General features: G+C 65.8%; 20 protein-coding genes and 1 other RNA gene. 6 read left to right on the forward strand and 15 right to left on the reverse strand.

The genetic code is table 11. From position 1 onward, the window contains the following. Nucleotides 1-28 precede the first annotated feature (28 nt). The 5 genes from FB468_RS06070 to FB468_RS06090 all read left to right on the forward strand — a co-directional run bounded on the left by FB468_RS06070 (nt 29) and on the right by FB468_RS06090 (nt 3,925). On the forward strand, nt 29-718 hold the full coding sequence (locus FB468_RS06070) for a hypothetical protein (protein ID WP_141886552.1): 690 nt from the start codon (nt 29-31) through the stop codon (nt 716-718). Between the two features lie 1,151 nt (nt 719-1,869). Next, complete coding sequence (locus tag FB468_RS17230) at nt 1,870-2,199, forward strand: DUF4190 domain-containing protein (protein ID WP_211359091.1); 330 nt, start codon at nt 1,870-1,872, stop codon at nt 2,197-2,199. A 30-nt stretch (nt 2,200-2,229) separates the two neighbouring features. After that, nucleotides 2,230-2,652, forward strand: a complete 423-nt coding sequence (locus tag FB468_RS06080) for a hypothetical protein (RefSeq protein WP_141886554.1) — start codon at nt 2,230-2,232, stop codon at nt 2,650-2,652. Between the two features lie 52 nt (nt 2,653-2,704). Further along, entirely contained in the window at nt 2,705-3,508 is an 804-nt protein-coding gene (locus tag FB468_RS06085) for an inositol monophosphatase family protein (protein ID WP_141886555.1), read from the forward strand. A gap of 21 nt (nt 3,509-3,529) precedes the next feature. After that, the gene (locus tag FB468_RS06090; protein WP_141888156.1) at nt 3,530-3,925 is read left to right on the forward strand and encodes a DUF3054 domain-containing protein; all 396 of its coding nucleotides are present in this window, start codon (nt 3,530-3,532) and stop codon (nt 3,923-3,925) included. Here the strand turns inward: FB468_RS06090 and FB468_RS06095 are convergent. The 11 genes from FB468_RS06095 to yczR form a co-directional block, all read right to left on the reverse strand. Then, nucleotides 3,922-4,632 (reverse strand): MgtC/SapB family protein, encoded by a 711-nt coding sequence (locus FB468_RS06095; RefSeq protein WP_141886556.1) that lies wholly within the window; start codon nt 4,630-4,632, stop codon nt 3,922-3,924. The two genes, FB468_RS06090 and FB468_RS06095, sit on opposite strands and share 4 nt — an antisense overlap. A gap of 155 nt (nt 4,633-4,787) precedes the next feature. Next, nucleotides 4,788-5,834 carry an SRPBCC family protein gene (locus FB468_RS06100; protein ID WP_141886557.1) on the reverse strand — a complete coding sequence of 349 codons (1,047 nt, stop codon included), beginning with the start codon at nt 5,832-5,834 and terminating at the stop codon, nt 4,788-4,790. Continuing rightward, a complete protein-coding gene (locus tag FB468_RS06105) occupies nt 5,834-6,076 on the reverse strand; it encodes a hypothetical protein (RefSeq protein ID WP_141886558.1) in 243 nt (80 codons plus the stop codon). The genes FB468_RS06100 and FB468_RS06105 overlap by 1 nt, the downstream gene beginning before the upstream one ends. A gap of 268 nt (nt 6,077-6,344) precedes the next feature. Further along, nucleotides 6,345-6,716, reverse strand: a transfer-messenger RNA (tmRNA) gene (ssrA, locus tag FB468_RS06110). 220 nt (nt 6,717-6,936) lie between these two features. Further along, nucleotides 6,937-7,935, reverse strand: coding sequence for a type I glyceraldehyde-3-phosphate dehydrogenase (gene gap / locus FB468_RS06115; protein ID WP_141886559.1), 999 nt, complete (start codon nt 7,933-7,935; stop codon nt 6,937-6,939). A gap of 174 nt (nt 7,936-8,109) precedes the next feature. Further along, a complete protein-coding gene (locus tag FB468_RS06120) occupies nt 8,110-9,063 on the reverse strand; it encodes a GlxA family transcriptional regulator (protein ID WP_141886560.1) in 954 nt (317 codons plus the stop codon). Between the two features lie 8 nt (nt 9,064-9,071). After that, the gene (gene smpB / locus FB468_RS06125; protein ID WP_141886561.1) at nt 9,072-9,548 is read right to left on the reverse strand and encodes an SsrA-binding protein SmpB; all 477 of its coding nucleotides are present in this window, start codon (nt 9,546-9,548) and stop codon (nt 9,072-9,074) included. Nucleotides 9,549-9,681: 133 nt separating this feature from the next. Then, on the reverse strand, nt 9,682-10,596 hold the full coding sequence (ftsX, locus tag FB468_RS06130; protein WP_141886562.1) for a permease-like cell division protein FtsX: 915 nt from the start codon (nt 10,594-10,596) through the stop codon (nt 9,682-9,684). Beyond that, the gene (gene ftsE / locus FB468_RS06135; RefSeq protein ID WP_141886563.1) at nt 10,593-11,759 is read right to left on the reverse strand and encodes a cell division ATP-binding protein FtsE; all 1,167 of its coding nucleotides are present in this window, start codon (nt 11,757-11,759) and stop codon (nt 10,593-10,595) included. Before ftsE ends, ftsX begins: the two co-directional genes overlap by 4 nt. Before the next feature lie 118 nt (nt 11,760-11,877). After that, nucleotides 11,878-12,981, reverse strand: coding sequence for a peptide chain release factor 2 (prfB, locus tag FB468_RS06140; protein WP_141886564.1), 1,104 nt, complete (start codon nt 12,979-12,981; stop codon nt 11,878-11,880). Between the two features lie 44 nt (nt 12,982-13,025). After that, nucleotides 13,026-14,459, reverse strand: a complete 1,434-nt coding sequence (gene yczR / locus FB468_RS06145) for a MocR-like transcription factor YczR (RefSeq protein WP_141886565.1) — start codon at nt 14,457-14,459, stop codon at nt 13,026-13,028. A 61-nt stretch (nt 14,460-14,520) separates the two neighbouring features. On the opposite strand from yczR, the gene yczE reads away from it, so the two are divergent. Then, nucleotides 14,521-15,195: a membrane protein YczE gene (yczE, locus tag FB468_RS06150; protein ID WP_246055778.1), complete on the forward strand. Its 675-nt coding sequence runs from the start codon at nt 14,521-14,523 to the stop codon at nt 15,193-15,195. Here yczE and FB468_RS06155 read toward each other — a convergent pair whose 3' ends face one another. From FB468_RS06155 to FB468_RS06170, 4 genes are all read right to left on the reverse strand, one after another. Next, nucleotides 15,196-16,614 (reverse strand): APC family permease, encoded by a 1,419-nt coding sequence (locus tag FB468_RS06155; protein ID WP_211359092.1) that lies wholly within the window; start codon nt 16,612-16,614, stop codon nt 15,196-15,198. A gap of 197 nt (nt 16,615-16,811) precedes the next feature. Next, nucleotides 16,812-17,615, reverse strand: a complete 804-nt coding sequence (locus FB468_RS06160; RefSeq protein ID WP_141886566.1) for an ABC transporter permease — start codon at nt 17,613-17,615, stop codon at nt 16,812-16,814. After that, a complete protein-coding gene (locus FB468_RS06165; RefSeq protein ID WP_141886567.1) occupies nt 17,612-18,472 on the reverse strand; it encodes an ABC transporter permease in 861 nt (286 codons plus the stop codon). Before FB468_RS06165 ends, FB468_RS06160 begins: the two co-directional genes overlap by 4 nt. Nucleotides 18,473-18,484: 12 nt before the next feature. Next, nucleotides 18,485-19,666 carry an ABC transporter ATP-binding protein gene (locus FB468_RS06170; protein ID WP_141886568.1) on the reverse strand — a complete coding sequence of 394 codons (1,182 nt, stop codon included), beginning with the start codon at nt 19,664-19,666 and terminating at the stop codon, nt 18,485-18,487. Between the last annotated feature and the right edge of the window lies 1 nt (nt 19,667).

Genomic DNA, 19,667 nt, shown 5'->3' on the forward strand with positions numbered 1-19,667 from the left:
CCTAGGTGCTGAAAACTATGCTGGGGCCATGTCCAGCGAAGAAAAGACTGCTCCAGTGAGACTCGAGATTCATCTCTTCCATGACGGCAGGGTCGCTCTTGAGCTCATGTCAGATTGGTACACAAACCTGGATTTGCAGCTCCTGCATGTGGACGACGCTGCAGCAATCTCGAGCCTCATGCAACGCTGGTCTGCTGGGGAGTACGGTGAACCCCAACGTCAGTACATCCGCCAAGAGGCTGTCCCGGGAATCACTGAGGCATACAAAGTTGAAATCGGCGCCAGGCCCACTTCTGAGCTGCAGCGCTTCACGAACCTACCTGAGAAGCTGTGCGACGAGTTCGAACGCGCGCTCATTGTCGCCTCTTCGGAGAGGCGTTCGTATGCGGCCGAGTTCGCCAGCAACCTTTCGTCAAAAATGCGGGAATTTCTTGCCATCAGCCAACGTAAAGCAGAAGCAAGAATCGCTGACGGCGCGTACTTGAAAGTTCTTGAAACGTACCTCGCGGACATGCTATCGCGCACCCAACCCGAGGACCAGGACTATTACCTTACGGTTGAGTCCGGCATCGGCCTGATCATGCATGACGAACGATACCTGCAACTGTCGGCAGACTCCCGTACAAGGGAACTCTACGAACAGATCCGCGCGGAACAAAACGCGCTCTACCAATGGTGGATGAATCTCTCCAAAGGTGACAAGTCAGGACCCCGCTGAGGCCACTGCGACTAGGCGGGTTTAGCAGAACCAAGCGCTCTGCATGCTGCGCACCAACGAGCTACGCGACCAGCCACGACAGACCCAACGATGATGTACACCCCTTTTGAGCCTACGGTACCCGCGCCGTACCGCTGACAACACTGAACCGAACCGGGTACGAGCGCGGGGAACCTACCTGATCACCTTTGCCGAGCTTTCGCGTTGAAGTATGCTCTCACATCATCGGCCTGAGCTTGTGTAAGGAACCACAGTGTTCCCTTTTCAGACTCAGGACGCGGATGATGCTTGCGCAAGTAAGTGCGTACCTTTAATCCAGGCCGCGCTTCCGGCTCATGCCCCAGCTCTTTAGCTAGTTCTATGGGGGTCAATCGATGCTCCATACGCTGATCGTAGCCTGGCTGCCGTGTTCCAACTAGAGAAACTTCCCCGACGCGAAGCGCGACGCGAACACTGGTTCAAGCGCTTCTGCTAATCAGAGATCACGACACCACTTGTTGGAGGCACACGATGGCTAGGCACACAAGCTAGCGCCGCTGCCCGCGCACACGGATAGCCGACATCTACGGTGACGCCATACTCCACTCGGGTCTGCTGTAGGAACAGGTGACAACTTGACCATACCTATAGCAGACCCGATCGCGTGCCGACGATGAACCAGGCTGGGAGCCCATTGATGTTTATTGTCGGCTCTCCCCACGGCCTACTGACCGCTGGGAAGGGTTCAAGGCAAGGCGTCGGAGGCGCTTGAGGTTGAGGCGCACCGCACTGAGGGCGTCGACCCTGAATAAACGTGATGTACCTCGAGTTTTCTGCTGATGGCACGGTTCGGCCGGACCAGTGGGAGCCGAGCTATGCGGGTTGGCCGACTGTCGCTATCCCGAACCCGTCACACCCGAGACGGATTCCAAAGCCTCGGGTCCACGGTTCGAGCCCGTGAGGGCGCACAGATTAGCCCCGAGATCATCACGATCTCGGGGCTTTCTCGTTTTCGGCGATACCCCTGCCCCGTTTCGGGTCCGTTCGGGGCCCGAACGAACTCTCCGGAGAATCGCAACGCGGCGCCCCTCCCGTTTGGCCCCGAGGCCGAGCTCCGCGGAACTAGCGTGTGCCGAAGCCCGGCACCGCGCCGGCCGTCGGAAGGAGTCCACATGGATCCGCTCACCCTGCTCATCCTTGCCGCCCTCGTCGTGTGCACGGTCATCGTCATCACGACGGCCGTGAGGCGGGCGAAACACCGCACAGCGTCGTACGTGGTTGTCGAGAAGTACAACACGCTCGCGATCCTCTCGTTCGTGCTGTCCTTCTGCATCTCGATCGCCGCCATCGTGCTCGGGCACATCGCGCTCTCCCAGATCACCCGCACTCACGAGCGCGGGTGGGGCCTCGCCGTTGCGGGGCTCGTGCTCGGCTACCTCGGGCTCATCGCTGGCACCATCTGGCTCTTTTTCGTCTTCACGCAGCTCGCAGCGATCTCGTGAGCCGGGCCCCGCGCCGACTAGAATTCCCCTATGCCAGATCCGCTCACGCCGCAGACCGGTCGACTGACCTTTCGCACGGTGTTCGGCGGCACCTCGCTCCAACCCGAGTATTACGGGGAGCCGAAGCGCATCACGCGCGACCTCGCTGACACCGCCTTCGCCTACGACCTCGACCTGTTTCTTCATATCGGGGGTGAGATCAGCGCGGGCGATGGTGTGACCGGCCTGAAGAATCCTCGAGTCTCACCCGCAAAGCGCACCGCCACCGGGCAGCTTTCGCTCGCGGCGGCGGACGCCTCGCAGGCTGAGGATCCGGCTGCCTTCCTGCGCCACGTCGTCTACGACGGAGCCGCGGACCTCATCAGGCGAATCGCGAAGAAGGATCCCACGGTCGACGAGGCTGCAGAGCTCGCGAAGCTCTCAGGCCTCATCCCTCCCGCCACCGAGCGCTAGGCTTAGCTGAGGTAGTCAAGCCGCGCAGCGGCCCGAGCACTCACGGAGCCTCATGACCGAGCAGCCCACCTCCCCGTCGCCGGATCTCGCGTTCGCGCTCGCGCTCGCCGACCTCGCAGACTCGATCGCCCTCCCCCGCTTCCGCGCGGCCGACCTGCGGGTCGACACGAAACCCGACCGCACATTCGTCACCGACGCCGACAAGGCGGTTGAAGACGCGTTGCGGGCACGAATCGAGGCAGAGCGACCGGACGATGGTTTCTTCGGCGAGGAGTCCGGCCGCGAGGACAAGGGGGCGCGTCGGTGGATCCTTGATCCGATCGACGGCACCTCGAACTTTCTCCGCGGCGTCCCGAACTGGGCGACGCTCATCGCGCTCGAAGTCGACGGCGTACAGACCGTCGGCGTGGTCTCCGCACCCGGTTTTGGGATGCGCTGGTGGGCCGAGACCGGCGGCGGCGCCTGGGGCCAGGAGGTCGGGAAGGAGCCACGCAGGCTCCGCGTATCGGGCGTGAGCGACCTCGAGCACGCCTCGCTGAGCTTCCAGTCGATCGAGCAGTGGCGCCTCGCTGGCTACCTCGACTCGCTGCTCGCCCTCGAACAAGCGACCTGGCGCGACCGCGCCTACGGCGACATGTGGTCATACATGCTGCTCGCTGAGGGCCTCGTCGATATCGTCGCCGAGTTCGACGTCAAGGCGTACGACCTCGCGGCGCTCGTACCGATCGTCACCGAGGCGGGTGGCCGCTTCACCGACATCGAAGGCAACGAGACTGCCTGGAACGGCAGCTCGCTCGCCACCAATGGCCCCCTCCACGACGCCGTCATCGCGACGGTCGCCGCAGCGAAGAACTAACGAGCGGAGCGTACCGTGACCATGCAGACAGGCTCCCCCAAGCGCACGTCGGCCGCCGCCGTGACCGGCATGCTGCTGCTCGACGCCGCGCTCGTTGTGGTGTTCGCAGCGGTCGGCCGCGGCAGCCACGCGCGCGAGGCGACCCTCCTTGGCCCGTTCGAGACAGCCTGGCCGTTCCTCGCGGGCCTCGCGCTGTCGTGGCTACTCACGCTCGCGTGGCGCCGGCCCGCCGCGATCCTTCGCACGGGCGTTCCCGTCTGGATCGGCACCGTCGGCTTCGGCATGCTCTTCCGCGCGTTGACGGGGCAGGGCACCGCGATCCCGTTCGTCATCGTCGCGACGCTGACCGTGGGCGCTTTCCTCCTCGGGTGGCGCCTTATCGCGCTCATTGCGTCACGCGCGCGAGCCCGCTCCTAGTCCTCTCCGCGCAGCTCCTGCGCGGCCCAACGCACCGACGTCACTTCCGGGACCGGGATGACGTCGGCGATGGCGGCCTCCAGCGCGCTGTCATTGCGTTCGTGGGAGACGATTGTCGCGGTGAGTTCGACGACGCCATCCGCGACATCGGCCGCGGCAAGCGAGTGCACCGTAAACTCGGGGTTCTGCAGCGCCGCGACGACCTTGGACCGCACGGCGACCTCTGCGGAAGCCGACGAGCGGACCACGAACTCGTACTCCGTCGCGACGGGCTCGCGGGAGGCGGCGCCGCCCGCGCGGTCGAGGAGCCTCCCGAGCGGTCGCAGCAGAATGTTCGACAGCACAATCGCCAGCGTGCCCCCGACCGCCACGAGCAGCATGCCGCCACCCGCGAGCGCGCCGACGGCCGCCGAGGCCCACAGCGTTGCCGCGGTGTTCAGGCCAGAGATCGAGGTGCCCTGCTTCATGATGACGCCCGCGCCGAGGAAACCGATCCCAGACACGATTTGAGCGGCGACGCGCGTCGGGTCTGCGCCTGACCCGTCGAAGCTGAACGCGCCCATGATCACGAAGAGCGCGGCCCCGAGGCTCACGAGCGCGTTCGTGCGCACGCCCGCGGTGCGGGATCGGAGCTGGCGCTCGAATCCAATGGCGGCGCCGAGCGCGAGACCGGCAAAGATACGAAGAGCAAGATCAAGCATTTCCATGACGTGCCCCCTTTCAGTAGTGGGGCGCCTCCGGTCAGACTCGCGCGAATGGCGCGCCGAGACGGTGCGTCAGATGCGGCAACGCGGGCAGCAGAGTGCAGGAGGCGGTAGCTCCACACTACCCAATCCTTGCGCGCTTGCGCAAGCGTTGTTCGCTACCGGCCAACCGCCGCCTCACCGCCAGAGCGGAACACCCGACTAATGCCACTCCCGATCTGCGAGAGCTGCATCCACACCGCGAACCGCATGGCCGGGGTCATGAGCAGCCGGCGCACCCTCCGCACGAGAGAGGCCGGACCGCGGGCTGTGGTTTCCCAGGCGAACGAGATATTCAGCCGAGTGCCACCCGCGGCAGGTTCGAGGCCCACCGTAACCCGGCGCGCGTTGGCTCGCGGCTCGTCAGGAGTGCTCATGCGCCAGGAAATGAGTTCTTCGTGACGAAAAGCCAGAAGTTCAACGACCGTGCGCCGCAGCGCCGGGCGAATCTTCAAGGGGGTGCCGTCTGGCGCTTCAGACTTCGCCAGACCCTCCCACGTGTCGCCGGGCCTCGGCACGCGCCCCCGTGACTCGTCGGGCACCGCTACTTCACCCAAGAGGATGTCCCACTCGGGCATTCGCGCGGGGTCCGCGAGGAGCGCCCACACGTCACCCACTGCGGCCGGCACAAACGTGACGTCCGACCTCTGGAGCACGCCACCCCCGCTGGGCACACCTCCCCCGGCGCCCGACACTGTGAGACGTTCGACGGCATCGAGCTCCGCCACGAGTTCTCCGCGCGCCACTCCCACGCCGCCCAGCAGCGAGACGATGGCCCCGCTCGGTTCCTCAAGAAGCTCGCGCAAGACGGCCGAGGCCGTGCCATCTCGGCCGCGAGCGTTTGCCCGGGTCAACACCCGCTGCGCGCGCCGCGACCACTCGTACCCGCCGGTCTGGTGGAAGACAATCGGGCCAGGGGCCACCTGGGCCCGATCAACACCGAGGGCGCGAAGCTGCACCTCCCGTTCCTCCGCGACCGCCTGGCGCACCCGCTGCAGCGTGACTCCGGACGCCCTGAGCACCTGACCACCGACCTGCTCGGAGATTGACAGCGCCATCAGCAGGTGAGCCAGATCGGCTTCTCGCAGGCCGTCGCGCGACGCCTCCTCCATTGCCGCCAGCGAGAGGTCGTACGAGGTCGCGGCACTTCGCGAAAACTTACCCATCAGCGACCCTTCCCAGGCAGGAGGCGCTGGTCGACGCGCTTGGCGTACTTCTTGTGAACAGCCTGCCGGGTCACCCCAAGCGCATCGGCGATGACCTGCCAGGTCATGCCCGCGGCCAGCGCGGCCTCGACCTGCTTGAGCTCAAGCGCGTCAGCGAGAGCGCGGAGCGAGACAACTGCCCGCAGCCCCTCACGCGGGTCAGCCACGTCGTTTGCGATGCCGGAAATCTGTTCAAGGTCCATGCTGTCAACCTACGTTGCTGAGGCGAAGTTGTCAACCCAGGTTGCTGCCTCACGCCACACCGGCGCCACCGCGACACCATCTTGACGCCGTCTCGGCACACCCAAGAACTGCAATCGACGCGTCCAATGTCGCCACGACTGACGCCTCAGCATAGGCATCGCAGATCACATTGGCAAGACGTGGGCACCAGCCAACGCCACAGAAACCGCAAGAGGCCGCCCCGCGGGGCGGCCTCTTGGAAGAAAACTCAGTGCGTGATGCGCATGTTCGTGGAGCCGCGGGGAATTGAACCCCGGTCCACTTCGACGATTCCATGCCTTCTACGAGCGTAGTTCGTGTTGACGTTCTACTCGGCCCCATTCTTTGTCACGAACACCTAGGATGACAGGCCCAGCCTCAGTAAAAGTCCCGGTGCGTCCTGAGACGCAACGCACCAGCAAGCCCCCTAGATGACGCCAGGAAACCGGGGCGGAGGCACACCCGGCCTGACGGACTCGGTCTCGTGCTTAGGCAGCGAGAGCGAAGTCGGTGCGCTTAGAAGTGGCACCTATTGGTTGCGAAGGGCGTTTACGAGATAACTCCGCGTCCTCGGCCCGCTTCTCACAGTCTCAAATCGACGTGTCGAAACCGATCGGCCCCGTCTGTGCGGGTCAGCAAACAACCCGCGAACATTTCGCATCACACACTGTTGAGTTCTCAAGGTTCCCGGGCACGCCGGGCCCTCCAGAGTACCACGGACACCTGGTGGCGCACAGCCGGCCGAACTCCGCCCACAGCGAATGCGCCGAGGAGGCCCCCGCAGCCCCACCAACGCACAAGCGGGTGGGCGACTCATAGCCGACCACCCGCCACGCCAGTGCTAGCGCGTCAGGAACTCCAGGGTCTCGACAACGCGGTTCGAGAAGCCCCACTCATTGTCGTACCAGGCCGACACCTTCACGAGCTTGCCCTCGACCTTGGCGAGCTCAGAGTCGAAGATCGAGGAGTGCGGGTCGCCGACAATGTCGCTCGACACGAGCGGGTCCTCGGAGTACGCGAGCACACCCTCGAGGCGCCCCTCGGCAGCCTCCTTGAAGGCGGCGAGCAGTTCTTCACGCGTGATCTCGCGGCTCACGATCGCGGTGAGTTCGACGATCGACCCGACGGGCACGGGCACGCGCAGTGAGTCGCCCTGCAGCTTGCCGTCGAGTTCGGGCAGCACGAGCCCGATCGCCTTCGCCGCACCGGTCGAGGAGGGCACGATGTTCAGCGCAGCGGCACGCGCACGACGGGGATCCTTGTGCGGGCCGTCAACGAGGCTCTGGTCTCCCGTGTACGCGTGAGCGGTCATCATGAAGCCCTGCTCGATGCCGGCGAGGTCGTTGAGCACCTGTGCGACAGGGGCGAGCGCGTTCGTCGTGCACGACGCGTTCGAGATGATGCGGTGCCTCTCGGGGTCGAACGCATCGTGGTTCACGCCGCGCGCGATGGTCACGTCTGCGCCCTTCGAGGGCGCGCTCACGAGGACGCGCTTCGCGCCGGCCTCGAGGTGCTGCGCCGCGTCCTTCGCGTCGGTGAAGCGGCCGGTCGATTCCACGACGACGTCAATGCCGAGGTCTCCCCACGGCAGCTTCGCGGGCTCACGCTCCGCAATGATCTGGATCTTGCGGTCGCCCACGATCAGGAAGCCGTCTTCAAAGCGCATCCGCTCGGGAGCGCGGCCGTAGACAGAGTCAAAGTTGAACAGCTGCGCGAGCGCGTTTCCGTCGCCGAGGTCGTTCACCGCGACAACGTCAAGGGCGCTGCCCCGCTCAAGGATCGCGCGGAGGAGCCCGCGGCCGATCCTACCGAAACCGTTGATAGCAATACGAGCGGTCATTGTTCCATCTCTCTCGGACTTCTTGGGGTACTAAGACCATTTTCAAGAGAAATGGAGAGCCCATCAAGTGGCATTAACGCCCACTCCCGAAAGGATCGCGCCACAGGCGCCGAGCGCTAACGCCAAGCTCTACCGATCAGCCACGGCGGCGCCCAAGAGCGAGGCTCGACCGGCCTACTCCCCAGCGGTGAACGTGCGCCGGTACTCACTCGGCGTCGTGCCGAGCACCCGGCGGAAGAACTGGCGCAGGTTCGCGCCCGAGCCCATGCCGACGCTGAGCGCGATCTCGTCGATCCCGAAGTCGGTGTTCTCGAGCAACTCGCGCGCGAGGTCGATACGCGCGCGCATGACCCACTGCATCGGCGTGTACCCGGTCTCCTCACGGAACCGGCGCGAGAACGTGCGCGGGGAGACGTTCGCGTGCCGCGAGAGGGACTCGATCGTGAGCTGGTCGTCGAGGTGGGTGAGCGCCCACTCGCGCGTCGCGGAAAAGCGCTCACCGATCGTCGGCGGCACGCTCCGCCGCACGTATTGCGCCTGCCCGCCCGAGCGGTAGGGCGCTGCAACGAGGCGCCTCGCGGCGTGGTTCGCGGTCGCCATCCCAAGGTCACCGCGGAGAATGTGCAGGCACAGGTCGATGCCCGAGGCGGCACCGGCCGAGGTGAGCACGTTTCCCTCGTCGACAAAGAGCACGCTCTCGTTGACCTGCACGCGCGGGAATCGCTCGGCGAAAATCCGCGAGTAGTGCCAGTGGGTGGTCGCGCGCTTGCCATCGAGGAGCCCCGTCGCCGCGAGCGCGAACGCCCCCGTCGAGATCGCGGCGATGCGCGTGCCGCGGTCGTGCGCGGCAATGAGCGCCTCAACAAGGGCTGCTGGCGGCTCCTCGCGGTCGGGATGCCGGTACCCGGGGATGAAGATCAGCTCGGCCTCCTCGAGCGCTTCAAGCCCGTGCTCGACCGCGTACGAGAGCCCATCGCCGCCAGACACGAGGCCCGGCTCAACGCCGCACACCCGTACCTCGTAGGGCATGCTCGGGCGCGTGGTGAACACCTGCGCGGGGATGCCGACATCGAGCGGTTTCGCGCCGTCCAAGATGACGACAGCGACTTGGCGCAAGCGATCCCCCATCGACGCCCCTACTCCCCTGTGCGGTTGCGCTGGCGCATCGCGCGCTCGGCTTCGCGTTTGTCTTGCTGCTCGCGCAGCGTCTGCCGCTTGTCGAACTCGCGTTTACCCTTTGCGAGCGCAATCTCGACCTTCACGCGGCCGTCAAGGAAATACATGCGCAGCGGCACGATCGTCATGCCGCCCTCGCGGGTCTTGTCGTACAGCTTGTCGATCTGCTTGCGGTGCAGGAGCAGCTTGCGCTTGCGGCGCGGCGCGTGATTCGTCCACGAGCCGTTCAAGTACTCGGGGATGTAGGCGGCGTCGAGCCAGGCCTCTCCCCGCTCGATGAAGACGTAGCCATCGACGAGCGATGCGCGCCCCATTCGAAGCGACTTCACCTCGCTGCCGGTGAGCACGAGACCCGCCTCGTACGTGTCGAAGATGAGGTAGTCGTGACGCGCCTTCTTGTTCGAAGCGATGAGCTTCTCACCGGTCTCTTTTGGCATGTTCACGCCCTCTCGTCGTCGTCTCTGCGGGTGTACGCAAGGATCCAGCCTACCGGAGCCCTCGGGCGCGGCGCGAACTCGCGCCCCGGTACGACGCCGCCCGCCGCGGCGGGAACCGGGCGGGCGGCGAACGCTAGACGCGCAGGTAGCGGGTAATCGCGATCTTCGCGGCGATCGCCGAAAGGATCACGCCAAGCGCGATGAGGATCGGAGGCACGATCAGCGACTGCTCGACAGTGATGTAACTCGTGAACGGCACTTCCTTCACGAGGAAGCCCTGCACGAAGAACTTCACGATCGCGACGGAGGCGGCGCCCGCAAGCACCGCGCCGATGAGCGCGGCGATGATCCCTTCAAGGATGAAGGGCGTTTGGATAAATCTGTTCGAGGCGCCGACGAGGCGCATGATGCCTATCTCGCGTCTGCGAGAGAACGCCGAGAGCCTGATTGTCGTCGAAATGAGCAGCATCGCGGCGATGAGCATGAGGCCCGCGATCGCGATGGCCGTGTAGCTCGCAACACCGAGGAACAGGAAGATCCTGTCGAGGAGGCTCTGCTGGTCTTTCACGCTCTGCACCCCGGGGATGCCGCTGAACGTCTCGAGGATGATCTGCGACTTCGCCGCATCCTTCAGCTTCACCCAGTAGGTCTGGTTGAGCTGGTCGGGGCTGGTGACGTCGAGGATCGGGTTGCCCTCGAACTGCTTCTTGAACTCTTCGTACGCCTGGTCGTGGTCGAGGAAGAAGTAATCCTCGATGTAGGGAGCGAGCGTCTCGGACTTCAGCGCCTCCTCAACGGCGGTGATCTGCTCTTCACCTGCGTCGGTACCGTCACAGGTGGCGCTGCGGTCGTGAGACGTGCAGAGGTAGACGGCCACCTGGGCCCGGTCGTACCAGAACGACTTCATCTGCTGGACCTGTTGCTGCATGAGGATCGCAGCGCCAACAAACGTCAGCGACACGAACGTCACGAGGATCACGGAAATCACGACGGAGAGGTTGCGGCGCAGACCGCTCCAGACCTCTCCCATTACGAGCCTGAATCTCATCGGGTGGGCCCCACATTCCCCTGATCGTCGTCTTCGCTCAGCCCGAGGCGCTCCGCGAAGCCGCCCGTCTCGGCGACCTGCACGGTGCTCTCAACGTCGGGTTCAAGGAACGACGGGATGCGTTTGCCCGGCACCGCTTCGTCGGGCGGCGGCGGAACGCTCAGGTCGTCGCCGCTATCGAGGCGGGTCGCGAGCGGCTCGGCGACGTCTTCCGCGGGCACGGGTTCTGCGGCGGCGGAGAGCAGCGGCTCGGGAAGCGGGATCTCGACGGGCGCGGAGCCGACGGCGCCCTGCGGCGCAGCGGCGGGCACGCCGGGTGCCGGAGACACTGCGCCGTCGGCAATGGCCGCCGCGGCGGCCGCCGCGTCCTGTTGCCGAATGCGCTCGACGTCGGGGGCCAGCGCCTGCCGCACGACCTCCTCGGAGGTGCGGAGCACGCGCGCGCCGGTGTCGGTGAGCTCAGCGATCGGGATCGAGGCGGTGTGGCCGTAGCCGCCCTCGACGTCGTCGCGCACGACAACGCCCTGGGACAGCTCGACGACGCGCTGCTGCATGATGTCAACGAAGGTCGCCTCGTGGGTCGCCATGACGACGGTCGTGCCCGACGCGTTGATCGCTTTGAGCAGCTGCATGATGCCAAGGCTCGTCGCGGGGTCAAGGTTGCCCGTCGGCTCGTCTGCGAGCAGGATGGCGGGCTTGTTCACGATGGCGCGCGCGATCGCAACGCGCTGCTGCTCGCCGCCCGAGAGCTCGTGCGGGAACCGCTTGGCCTTGCCCGTCAGCCCGACCATCTCGAGGGTGTCGGGCACCGCCTCCTGGATGAAGCCGCGCGACTTGCCGATAACCTGCAGCGTGAACGCGACGTTGTCGAACACGGTCTTGTTGGCGAGCAGCCGGAAGTCCTGGAACACGGTGCCGAGGCCGCGCCTGAAGTACGGGACCTTGCGCGACGAGATCTTACTGAGATCCTGCCCGGCGACGTGGATCTGGCCCGAGGTCGGGCGATCCTCTCGCAGAATGAGCCGGAGGCAGCTTGATTTGCCCGAGCCCGACGCACCCACGATGAAGACGAACTCGCCGCGGTCGATCTTGAGATCAACCGAGTCGAGCGCGGGTTTTTGCGTGCCCCGGTACTTCTTGGTGACGTTTTCAAAGAGGATCATAACGCCACAGAGACTACGCGCGGTTTGGTGAATAGCGGCTGAGGCGCGCGCGAGTTAGGCGCATTCCCGGGAACCTTTGCGCGGGCCAAGACGTGCCTGTGCGGCAAGCCGGCCTCGACTACTTGTTGAGCGAGCGCCAACGGATGCCCGCGGCGATGAAACCGTCGAGGTCGCCGTCGAACACCGCGTCGGGCTGCGTCGACTCAAACCCCGTCCGCAGATCCTTCACAAGCTGCTGGCCGTAGAGGAAGTAGGAGCGAATCTGATCGCCCCAGCTCGCGGTGATGTTGCCCGCGAGCTCCTTCTTCTTCGCTGCTTCCTCCTCACGCTGCAGGATGAGCAGTCGGGCCTGCAGCAGGCGCATCGCGGCCGCGCGGTTCTGAATCTGGCTCTTCTCGTTCTGCATCGAGATGACAATGCCCGTCGGGATGTGGGTGATGCGCACAGCCGAGTCGGTCGTGTTCACCGACTGCCCGCCGGGGCCGCTCGAGCGGTACACGTCGACGCGAATGTCGGTCTCCGGGATCTCGACCTCGGTCGCCTCCGCGAGCAGCGGGATCACCTCGACCGCGGCGAAGCTCGTCTGTCGCTTGTCGGCCGACCCGAACGGGCTGATTCGCGCGAGGCGGTGCGTCCCGGCCTCAACCGAGAGCGTGCCGAACGCGTAGGGCGCGTCGATCTCGACGGTGGCCGACTTGATGCCAGCGCCCTCCGCGTACGAGGTGTCGAGCACCTTCGTCGTGTAGCCGCGGTCTTCCGCCCAGCGCAGGTACATGCGCAGCAACATCTCGGCGAAGTCCGTCGCGTCGTCGCCGCCGGCGCCCGACCTGATCGTCATGACCGCCGACTCGGCGTCATACTCGCCGGAGAGGAGCGTCTGCACCTCAAGATCCTGAATCTGCGCTTCGATCGCGGCGAGCTCCGCGAGCACCTCCGCCTCCGTGTCCGCGTCGCCTGCCTCCTCGGCGAGCTCAGCAAGCACCTCAACGTCGTCGATGCGCGACTCGACCCCGCGCACCTTGCGCACACGCGCCTGGCGGTGCGACAGGCCGCTCGTCACGACCTGGGCAGCCGCGGGATCGTCCCAGAGGTCTGGGGCGGCGGCCTGCTCCTCGAGCTCCGCGATCTCGCGATCGAGCTTCGGCAGGTCAGTGACCTCCGCGATATCGGCGTAGGTGGCGCGGAGCGAGCGAATCCGGGCGGAGAAGTCCTGTTCAAGCATGATGGGGCAAGTTTACTCCCCCGGCGGCGGCGCTGCAGCCGCGCTCAGATGACGGCGACGTCCGCAAGCTCTAAGCGCGCGGCCCCGCCGTCGCTCTCCCAGCCGAGCCGCAGTCGCCGCACGGCTTCCCTGAGGTCGTCAGACGGCGCCGAGAACGGGAAGCGGATGAAGCGCTCGAAGACCCCCGGGCTCCCGAACCTCGGCCCCGGCGCGATACGCACACCCGAGCGGGCCCCGGCGCGCGCGAGCCGCGTGGAGTGGTGTCCGCCGAGGTCGACCCACGTGCTCACTCCCCCGGCGACCTGGGGCAGCCGCCACTCGGGGAACTGCGCCGCGACCTGCTCCGCGAGCGTTCGGTATTGGGCGGCGTGCTCGATCGCGCGCTCGGCGAGGATCTCGTCGTACCGCTCGAGCGCGCAGAGCGCGATCACCTGCTCCCACGCGCCCGTGCCGAGATCCCCGATCCTCCGCGAGATCTCGAGCCGGGCGATGAGTTCCGGCGCGGCCCTGATCCAGCCGACGCGCAACCCACCCCAGACGCTCTTGCCGAGCGACCCGACCGTGATGACGGCGTCGCGCTGATGAGGGAGCTCGGCCGCCGCCGCGAATGGCCGTACGAGCGCCGGGGCGCCGAGCGTCAACTCAGCGGTAGTCTCATCGGCCAAGATGTGCGCGCCCTGGGCGGTGAGCGTTGCGATGAGCTCAGCGCGCAGTTCCTCAGGCATACTCTGCCCAGTCGGATTGTGGTGATCGGGGATGAGGTAGGCGAGCCGTGGCGAGGTGCGGCGCGCGATGTCAAGGATCGCCGGGGCATCGTAGCCCGCCGACGCGACGGGCAGCTCCGCGACGAGAGCTCCCGTGGCCCGGAGTGCTTCGCGCGCGTTCGGGTAGCTCGGCGACTCGATGAGACTCCTGTCCCCCCGCCCCAGCAACGTCCTCGCGACGAGGTAGTTCGCGTGCTGGGCGCCGAGCGTGACCATGATCTGCTCGGGCGAGGTCGGGAGGCCGCGCGCCGCGTACCTGTCGGCGATCGCGACCCGCAGATCCTGCCGCCCGATCGTGTCGAAGCCGAGCTCGTCGAAGGTGTCTGCGTGCTCGGCGAATGCGCGGGCGGTGAGCTCCCTGAGCCCGCGCCACGGTGCTGGGCACGCCGTCGTCAGGTCGATGTCGCCGGAGGCCGCGTCTGAGGCGGCGCCCGCCCCGTCCCCGCGGGCGCGGATAACGGTGCCCGAGCCCTGGCGTGAGTGCGCGAACCCGCTCTCGCGCAGGCGCCGATAGCTCGCGCTCACCGTCGTGCGGCTCACGCCGAGCGCCTCCGACAGTGGCCGCTCGGCCGGCAGCGCGGTGCCGACGGGCACGGTTCCGTCGCGGGCGAGCAGGGCGATCGAGTCGCTGAGTTCGAGGTAACTGTGCCCGTCACCGCGCCACTCCCCGAGGAGCTGGACGAGGCGCCTGGCCGAAAGCCGCTGCGCAATCATGAGGCCACTCTAACCAAAGTGGCCTCTTGAAGACCAGGCCAAATGAGAGTGGACTTATCACATGCTTGCCCGACTCTCACGTCTCATCCCCGGACTTCTGCTATACGGCTTGGCCGACGCCTTCATGATCAAGGCCGCCGTCGGCGTCGACTCCTGGACCGTATTCGCGCAGGGAATCGCGCTGCGCACCGGGCTGAGCATTGGGCTGCTCACGAACCTCATCGGACTCGCGGTACTGCTCCTGTGGATCCCACTCCGCCAGCGGCCCGGGCTCGGCACGGTGCTGAACATCCTGCTCGTCGGCCCCGGGATCGACCTCGGCCTCTGGCTGCTGCCGACGCCCGGGCCCCTCTGGCTGCGCATCGTGTTCTTCACGACCGGGCTGCTGCTGCTCGCCGCCGCGAGCGGCATCTACATCGGTGCCCGACTCGGCCCGGGGCCGCGCGACGGGCTGATGACCGGGATCCACAATCGCTTCGGCACGCCGATCTGGATCGCGCGAACCTCGGTCGAGCTCACCGTTCTACTCGCCGGGTGGCTGCTCGGCGGCAACGTCGGCCTCGGCACCGTCGCGTTCGCGCTGCTCATCGGGCCGCTCTGCGGAGTCACGCTGCCGCTCTTTGACCCGATCACGCGCCGGGAGCTGCGCGCTGCGCGGGCTGCTGCTGGTACTGCTGGTACTGCTGGTCGGAGCGAGCCGCCACCCCCGGCGGCTCGCTCCGAACTCAGCGCGTGACTACTCGGCGCCCTCCGGCACCTTGTTGTAGCCCGTGACCGGCTGGATCTCGTCGAAGGCCGAGACCTTCTTTCGGAAGCCCTTCGTGAGGAACACGAGGTAGATGAGGCCGAGCACGGTCCACGCGACGCCGCCGATGAGCGCGTCGAGGTGCAGGTTCGCCCACAGGACGCCGGTGAGGATCATGCCGATGCCAGGCATCACGACGTACGAGAAGAAATCCTTCGGCGTCTTGTAGCGCTTCTGCTTGATCGCGAACCACGCGATGACCGACACATTCACGGCGGTGAAGGCGATGAGCGCGCCGTAGTTGATGAACGCCGAGATGATCTCGAGGGTGAACGCCATCGCGAGCAGGCTCACCGCGCCCGTCAGCACAATGTTGAACGTCGGGGTGTGGGTCTTCGGGTTGATGTAACCGAAGAACTTCTTCGGGAGCACGTTGTTGCGGCCCATCACGAGCAGCATGCGCGAGACCGACGCGTGCGAGGCGAGGCCCGAGGCGAGGGTCGCCGCGAAGCCCGCGGCGGTGAGCACGGCCTGCAGCACGGGACCGCCGACGAACTGGCCGATGAGCGGCAGCGTCGAATCCTCAACGAACTGCATGTCGCCGCCGGGCGCGAACTCCTGCCAGTCCGGGAAGCGGAGCTGGGTGAAGTAGCCGGCGATGAGGAAGATTGCGCCGCCGAGTACGACGGTGAGGAGGATCGCGCGGGGCATGATCTTCGGGCTCTTCGCCTCCTCGACGTACATGGTGACGGCGTCGAAGCCGATGAACGAGAAGCAGACGATCGTGGCGCCGGTGAGCACGGCGCTCATCTGCACGCCCTCGTGGAAGAACGGCTGGGTTGAAGCGATCGAGCCGACGCCCTCACCCTCGCGCAGCTGCGCCCACACCATCACGACGAACACGACCATGACGACGATCGAGAAGACGAGCAGGATCATGTTGAGGTTCGAGGTGCCGCGCATCGTGAGGTAAATCACGCTCGTGACGAGGATGCAGTAGAGCACGACCCAGATCCACCCCGGCGTACCCGGGAAGACCGCTTCGAGGTAGCTGCGGATGATGAGGCAGTTCACCATCGGGAGCAGGAGGTAGTCGATGAGCGACGTCCAGCCGACCATGAAGCCGACGTTCGGGTGGATCGACTCGCGAACGTACGTGTACGCGGAGCCCGCGCTCGGGATGGCGCCGGCCATCTTGCCGTAGCTCACCGCGGTGAACATCATCACGATGAGCGCGACGAGGTACGCGAGTGGCACGACGTTGTCGGTATCGCGAGCGACGAGACCGAACGTGTCGAAGACGACAGTCGGGGTCATGTACCCGAGCCCGAGGCCAACGATGGCCCACAGCCCGAGGTTTCGTTTGAGCGACCCGCCACGCTTTGCAGCGGGCGTGAACGTCTTTGTCATGTGCTCTCCTAAATACCGAGAGTCGCACAGGCTTCTTCGCTCCGATGCGACAACTGCTTGGGCGGAAGTGTGTTCCGCCAGGAGTTCATCTTGCACCCATCCGTGGCACCGCGCAAAAGCCCGCCCGACACGCCGAATTATCTTCGGATATCGAGCGGGCTTTCACGCGCAACGCTCAAGAACAGCTGAACGTTTGGTTACCTGGTTGCCAGCTTTTTCTGGCGGCTGATATTCACCGACTGCACGATGATCACGAGTAGCAGCGCGCCAATGAGCACGATCGATGCGAGCACGTTCGCCTGCGCGGGGACGCCCTTGAGCGCCGACACGTAAATGAACTTCGGGAACGTCGTTGCCGTGCCCGAGTTGAAGTTCGTGATGATGAAGTCATCGAACGACAATGCGAAGCTCAAGAGCGCGGCGCCGATGATGCCCGGCATGAGCATCGGCAGCGTGATCCGCCAGAACACCTGCCCGGGCGACGCGTACAGGTCGCGCCCCGCCTCCTCGATCGCGGGGTTCAGCGACGCCACGCGCGCCTTCACCGCGACGACCACGTACGAGATGCAGAACATCACGTGCGCGAGGATGACGGTGCCGAGCCCCTTCTCAACGCCGGCGAGCAGAAACTGCGCGGCGAGGCCCGCGCCGAGCACAACCTCCGGGGTCGCCATCGGCGTAAACAGGAGGAGGCTGATCGTCGAGCGGAACTTGAACCGGTACCGCACGAGCGCGATCGCGATCATCGTGCCGAGCACGGTCGCGATGACCGTCGAAACGAGACCAACCATGATCGAGTTGCCGAACGCCGTGCACACCTGCGGGGCGCCGCAGGGGTTCTGCCAGTTCGCGAGCGTGAACCCGTTCCAAATGATGTTGTTTCGGCCCCGCTTCTCGTTGAACGAGAACAGGATGACATGCGCGATCGGCAGCAGCAGGTAGATGAGGCCAATCGCGCCAACGACGGGGACGAACGCCTTACCAAGACTGAATTTCTTCACAGCAGATCCTCCGCCCCACTCTTTCGGACGTACGTCGCGATCATGATGAGGATGATCACCATGAGCATGATCGACAGCGCCGCCGCCATCGGATAGTTCTGGGTTTGCAGGAAGTTCGACTCGATGACGTTGCCGATCATCGCCGTGCTCGTGCCGCCCAAGAATTCGCGGGATGCGACGACGTAATCGCCAGACATCGGGATGAAGCTCAGCAGGGTGCCCGACACGATGCCGGGCATCGACAGCGGCAGGGTCACCCTGCGAAACGTCGTCACGGGCGACGCGTACAGGTCACTCCCGGCCTCGAGCAGCCGCAAATCGAGCGCCTGGAGCGAGGCGAACATCGGCAGCACCATAAACGGGATGAAGTTGTACACGAGGCCGAAGATCACCGAGAAGTGCGTGCCGATGAGCTCGCTCGGGAGGATGGATTTCCACGCGAGCGTGCGGAGCAGCATGCTGATGAAGAACGGTGCGACGACGAGGATCAGCAGAATCCCCTGCAGCATCGGCTTCGAACGCACCTTCACGCCGATGAGGTAGGCCAGTGGATAGCTGATGAGCAGCCCGATGATCGTCGCCGTCAGCGCGTAGATAAAGGAGCGCACGAGATGCGGCCAGTACTCGCTGAGCGCGGTCCAGTAATTGCCGAACTCGAGCGCGGCGACGTACTGCCCGATGCCGCCGGAGGCCGCGGGGGCCTGGAGCGCGGTGAGCGCGAGCTGGATGAAGGGAGCGACGAAGAACAGCAGCATGTAGGCGATGCCGGGCGCGAGCAGCAGGAGGACGACCCACCCCTGCCTGCGCGGGTGCTGCTCAACCGCTTTCGTGTTTCCGGAGAATGCCGTAAACGCCATGGCGGTGACCCCCTACTCGGCTCTGGCTGCCTGCGCGGCGATCGCCTGCGTCGAGAACTCGGCCGTGATCGAACCGGTGTCGGTCTCGTCGTCGGCGAGGCCGAACGTGTGCTCGACGAGCCAGCTCAACCACACCTCGTCGCCGAGGCGTGCCGCTGGCCCGGCCTCGACGTTCTGCGCGAAGACCTGCACCTCCCCGAACTCCGGCGCTTCGACCGTGTACTGGGTGCTCACGCCGCTGAACGAAACGTCGGTGATCCGGCCGGGGCCGATCACGTTGACGCCCGCGGATTCCACCGGAGCCTCCGCGTGCAGCCTGATCTTCTCGGGTCGCACGCCAACCGTGATGACACCCGTAGTGCGCTCCGTGCGCGCGAGCGGCACCGTGATCCGGTCACCGTTCAGCGAGGTGTGGATCGCGTCGCCGCTCTCCCCCGTCACCTGGACGACGAACAGGTTCGACTGGCCGAGGAAGTTCGCGACGAACACGGTCTTCGGCAGCTCATACAGCGCCTCGGGCGCACCCATCTGCTCGATCCTGCCCTTGTTCATCACGGCGACGGTGTCGGCCATGGTCATGGCCTCCTCCTGATCGTGCGTGACGTGCAGGAACGTGAGGCCGACCTCCTGCTGGATCTCCTTGAGTTCGTGCTGCATCTGGCGCCTGAGCTTCAGATCAAGTGCGCCGAGGGGCTCGTCGAGCAGCAGCAGGGCCGGCCGGTTCACGACGGCACGCGCGAGCGCGACGCGCTGCTGCTGGCCGCCCGAGAGCTGCGCCGGCTTGCGGTCGGCGACGTGATCCAGTTCGACGAGGCGGAGCGCCTCGTGCGCTTTGCCAACCGGGTCGCCGATCCGCCTGCGCCGCAGGCCGAACGCGACGTTCTCAAGGATCGACATGTGCGGGAAGAGCGCGTACGACTGGAAGACGGTGTTCACGGGCCGCTTATGGGGCTTCAGCCCCGTGACGTCCCGGCCCCCGATCCTGATCTGCCCCTCGCTCGGTTCTTCGAGGCCTGCCACGAGCCGCAGCGTCGTCGTCTTGCCGCAGCCAGACGGGCCGAGCAGCGCAAAGAACGAACCGGCCGGGATGGTGAGATCGAGGTTCTCGATCGCGGTGAACCCGGGGAACCGCTTCTGAATTCCGACGAGTTCGAGGTCTGCTCCGGACTCGGCGAATGAGGTACTTTCAGCCATG

The sequence above is a fragment of the Leucobacter komagatae genome (assembly GCF_006716085.1).
GTDB lineage: Bacteria > Actinomycetota > Actinomycetes > Actinomycetales > Microbacteriaceae > Leucobacter > Leucobacter komagatae.

What these genes read in the sequence shown, in the direction of transcription:
- ftsX (WP_141886562.1), bottom strand. Translation starts at nt 10,596, where the DNA reads ATGAGATTCAGGCTCGTAATGGGAGAGGTCTGGAGCGGTCTGCGCCGC.
- FB468_RS17230 (WP_211359091.1), top strand. Translation starts at nt 1,870, where the DNA reads ATGGATCCGCTCACCCTGCTCATCCTTGCCGCCCTCGTCGTGTGCACG.
- FB468_RS06155 (WP_211359092.1), bottom strand. Translation starts at nt 16,614, where the DNA reads ATGACAAAGACGTTCACGCCCGCTGCAAAGCGTGGCGGGTCGCTCAAA.
- FB468_RS06095 (WP_141886556.1), bottom strand. Translation starts at nt 4,632, where the DNA reads ATGGAAATGCTTGATCTTGCTCTTCGTATCTTTGCCGGTCTCGCGCTC.
- smpB (WP_141886561.1), bottom strand. Translation starts at nt 9,548, where the DNA reads ATGCCAAAAGAGACCGGTGAGAAGCTCATCGCTTCGAACAAGAAGGCG.
- FB468_RS06080 (WP_141886554.1), top strand. Translation starts at nt 2,230, where the DNA reads ATGCCAGATCCGCTCACGCCGCAGACCGGTCGACTGACCTTTCGCACG.
- FB468_RS06165 (WP_141886567.1), bottom strand. Translation starts at nt 18,472, where the DNA reads ATGGCGTTTACGGCATTCTCCGGAAACACGAAAGCGGTTGAGCAGCAC.
- FB468_RS06090 (WP_141888156.1), top strand. Translation starts at nt 3,530, where the DNA reads ATGCAGACAGGCTCCCCCAAGCGCACGTCGGCCGCCGCCGTGACCGGC.
- FB468_RS06085 (WP_141886555.1), top strand. Translation starts at nt 2,705, where the DNA reads ATGACCGAGCAGCCCACCTCCCCGTCGCCGGATCTCGCGTTCGCGCTC.
- gap (WP_141886559.1), bottom strand. Translation starts at nt 7,935, where the DNA reads ATGACCGCTCGTATTGCTATCAACGGTTTCGGTAGGATCGGCCGCGGG.
- FB468_RS06070 (WP_141886552.1), top strand. Translation starts at nt 29, where the DNA reads ATGTCCAGCGAAGAAAAGACTGCTCCAGTGAGACTCGAGATTCATCTC.
- FB468_RS06105 (WP_141886558.1), bottom strand. Translation starts at nt 6,076, where the DNA reads ATGGACCTTGAACAGATTTCCGGCATCGCAAACGACGTGGCTGACCCG.
- ftsE (WP_141886563.1), bottom strand. Translation starts at nt 11,759, where the DNA reads ATGATCCTCTTTGAAAACGTCACCAAGAAGTACCGGGGCACGCAAAAA.
- yczE (WP_246055778.1), top strand. Translation starts at nt 14,521, where the DNA reads ATGCTTGCCCGACTCTCACGTCTCATCCCCGGACTTCTGCTATACGGC.
- FB468_RS06170 (WP_141886568.1), bottom strand. Translation starts at nt 19,666, where the DNA reads ATGGCTGAAAGTACCTCATTCGCCGAGTCCGGAGCAGACCTCGAACTC.
- yczR (WP_141886565.1), bottom strand. Translation starts at nt 14,459, where the DNA reads ATGATTGCGCAGCGGCTTTCGGCCAGGCGCCTCGTCCAGCTCCTCGGG.
- FB468_RS06100 (WP_141886557.1), bottom strand. Translation starts at nt 5,834, where the DNA reads ATGGGTAAGTTTTCGCGAAGTGCCGCGACCTCGTACGACCTCTCGCTG.
- FB468_RS06120 (WP_141886560.1), bottom strand. Translation starts at nt 9,063, where the DNA reads ATGGGGGATCGCTTGCGCCAAGTCGCTGTCGTCATCTTGGACGGCGCG.
- prfB (WP_141886564.1), bottom strand. Translation starts at nt 12,981, where the DNA reads ATGCTTGAACAGGACTTCTCCGCCCGGATTCGCTCGCTCCGCGCCACC.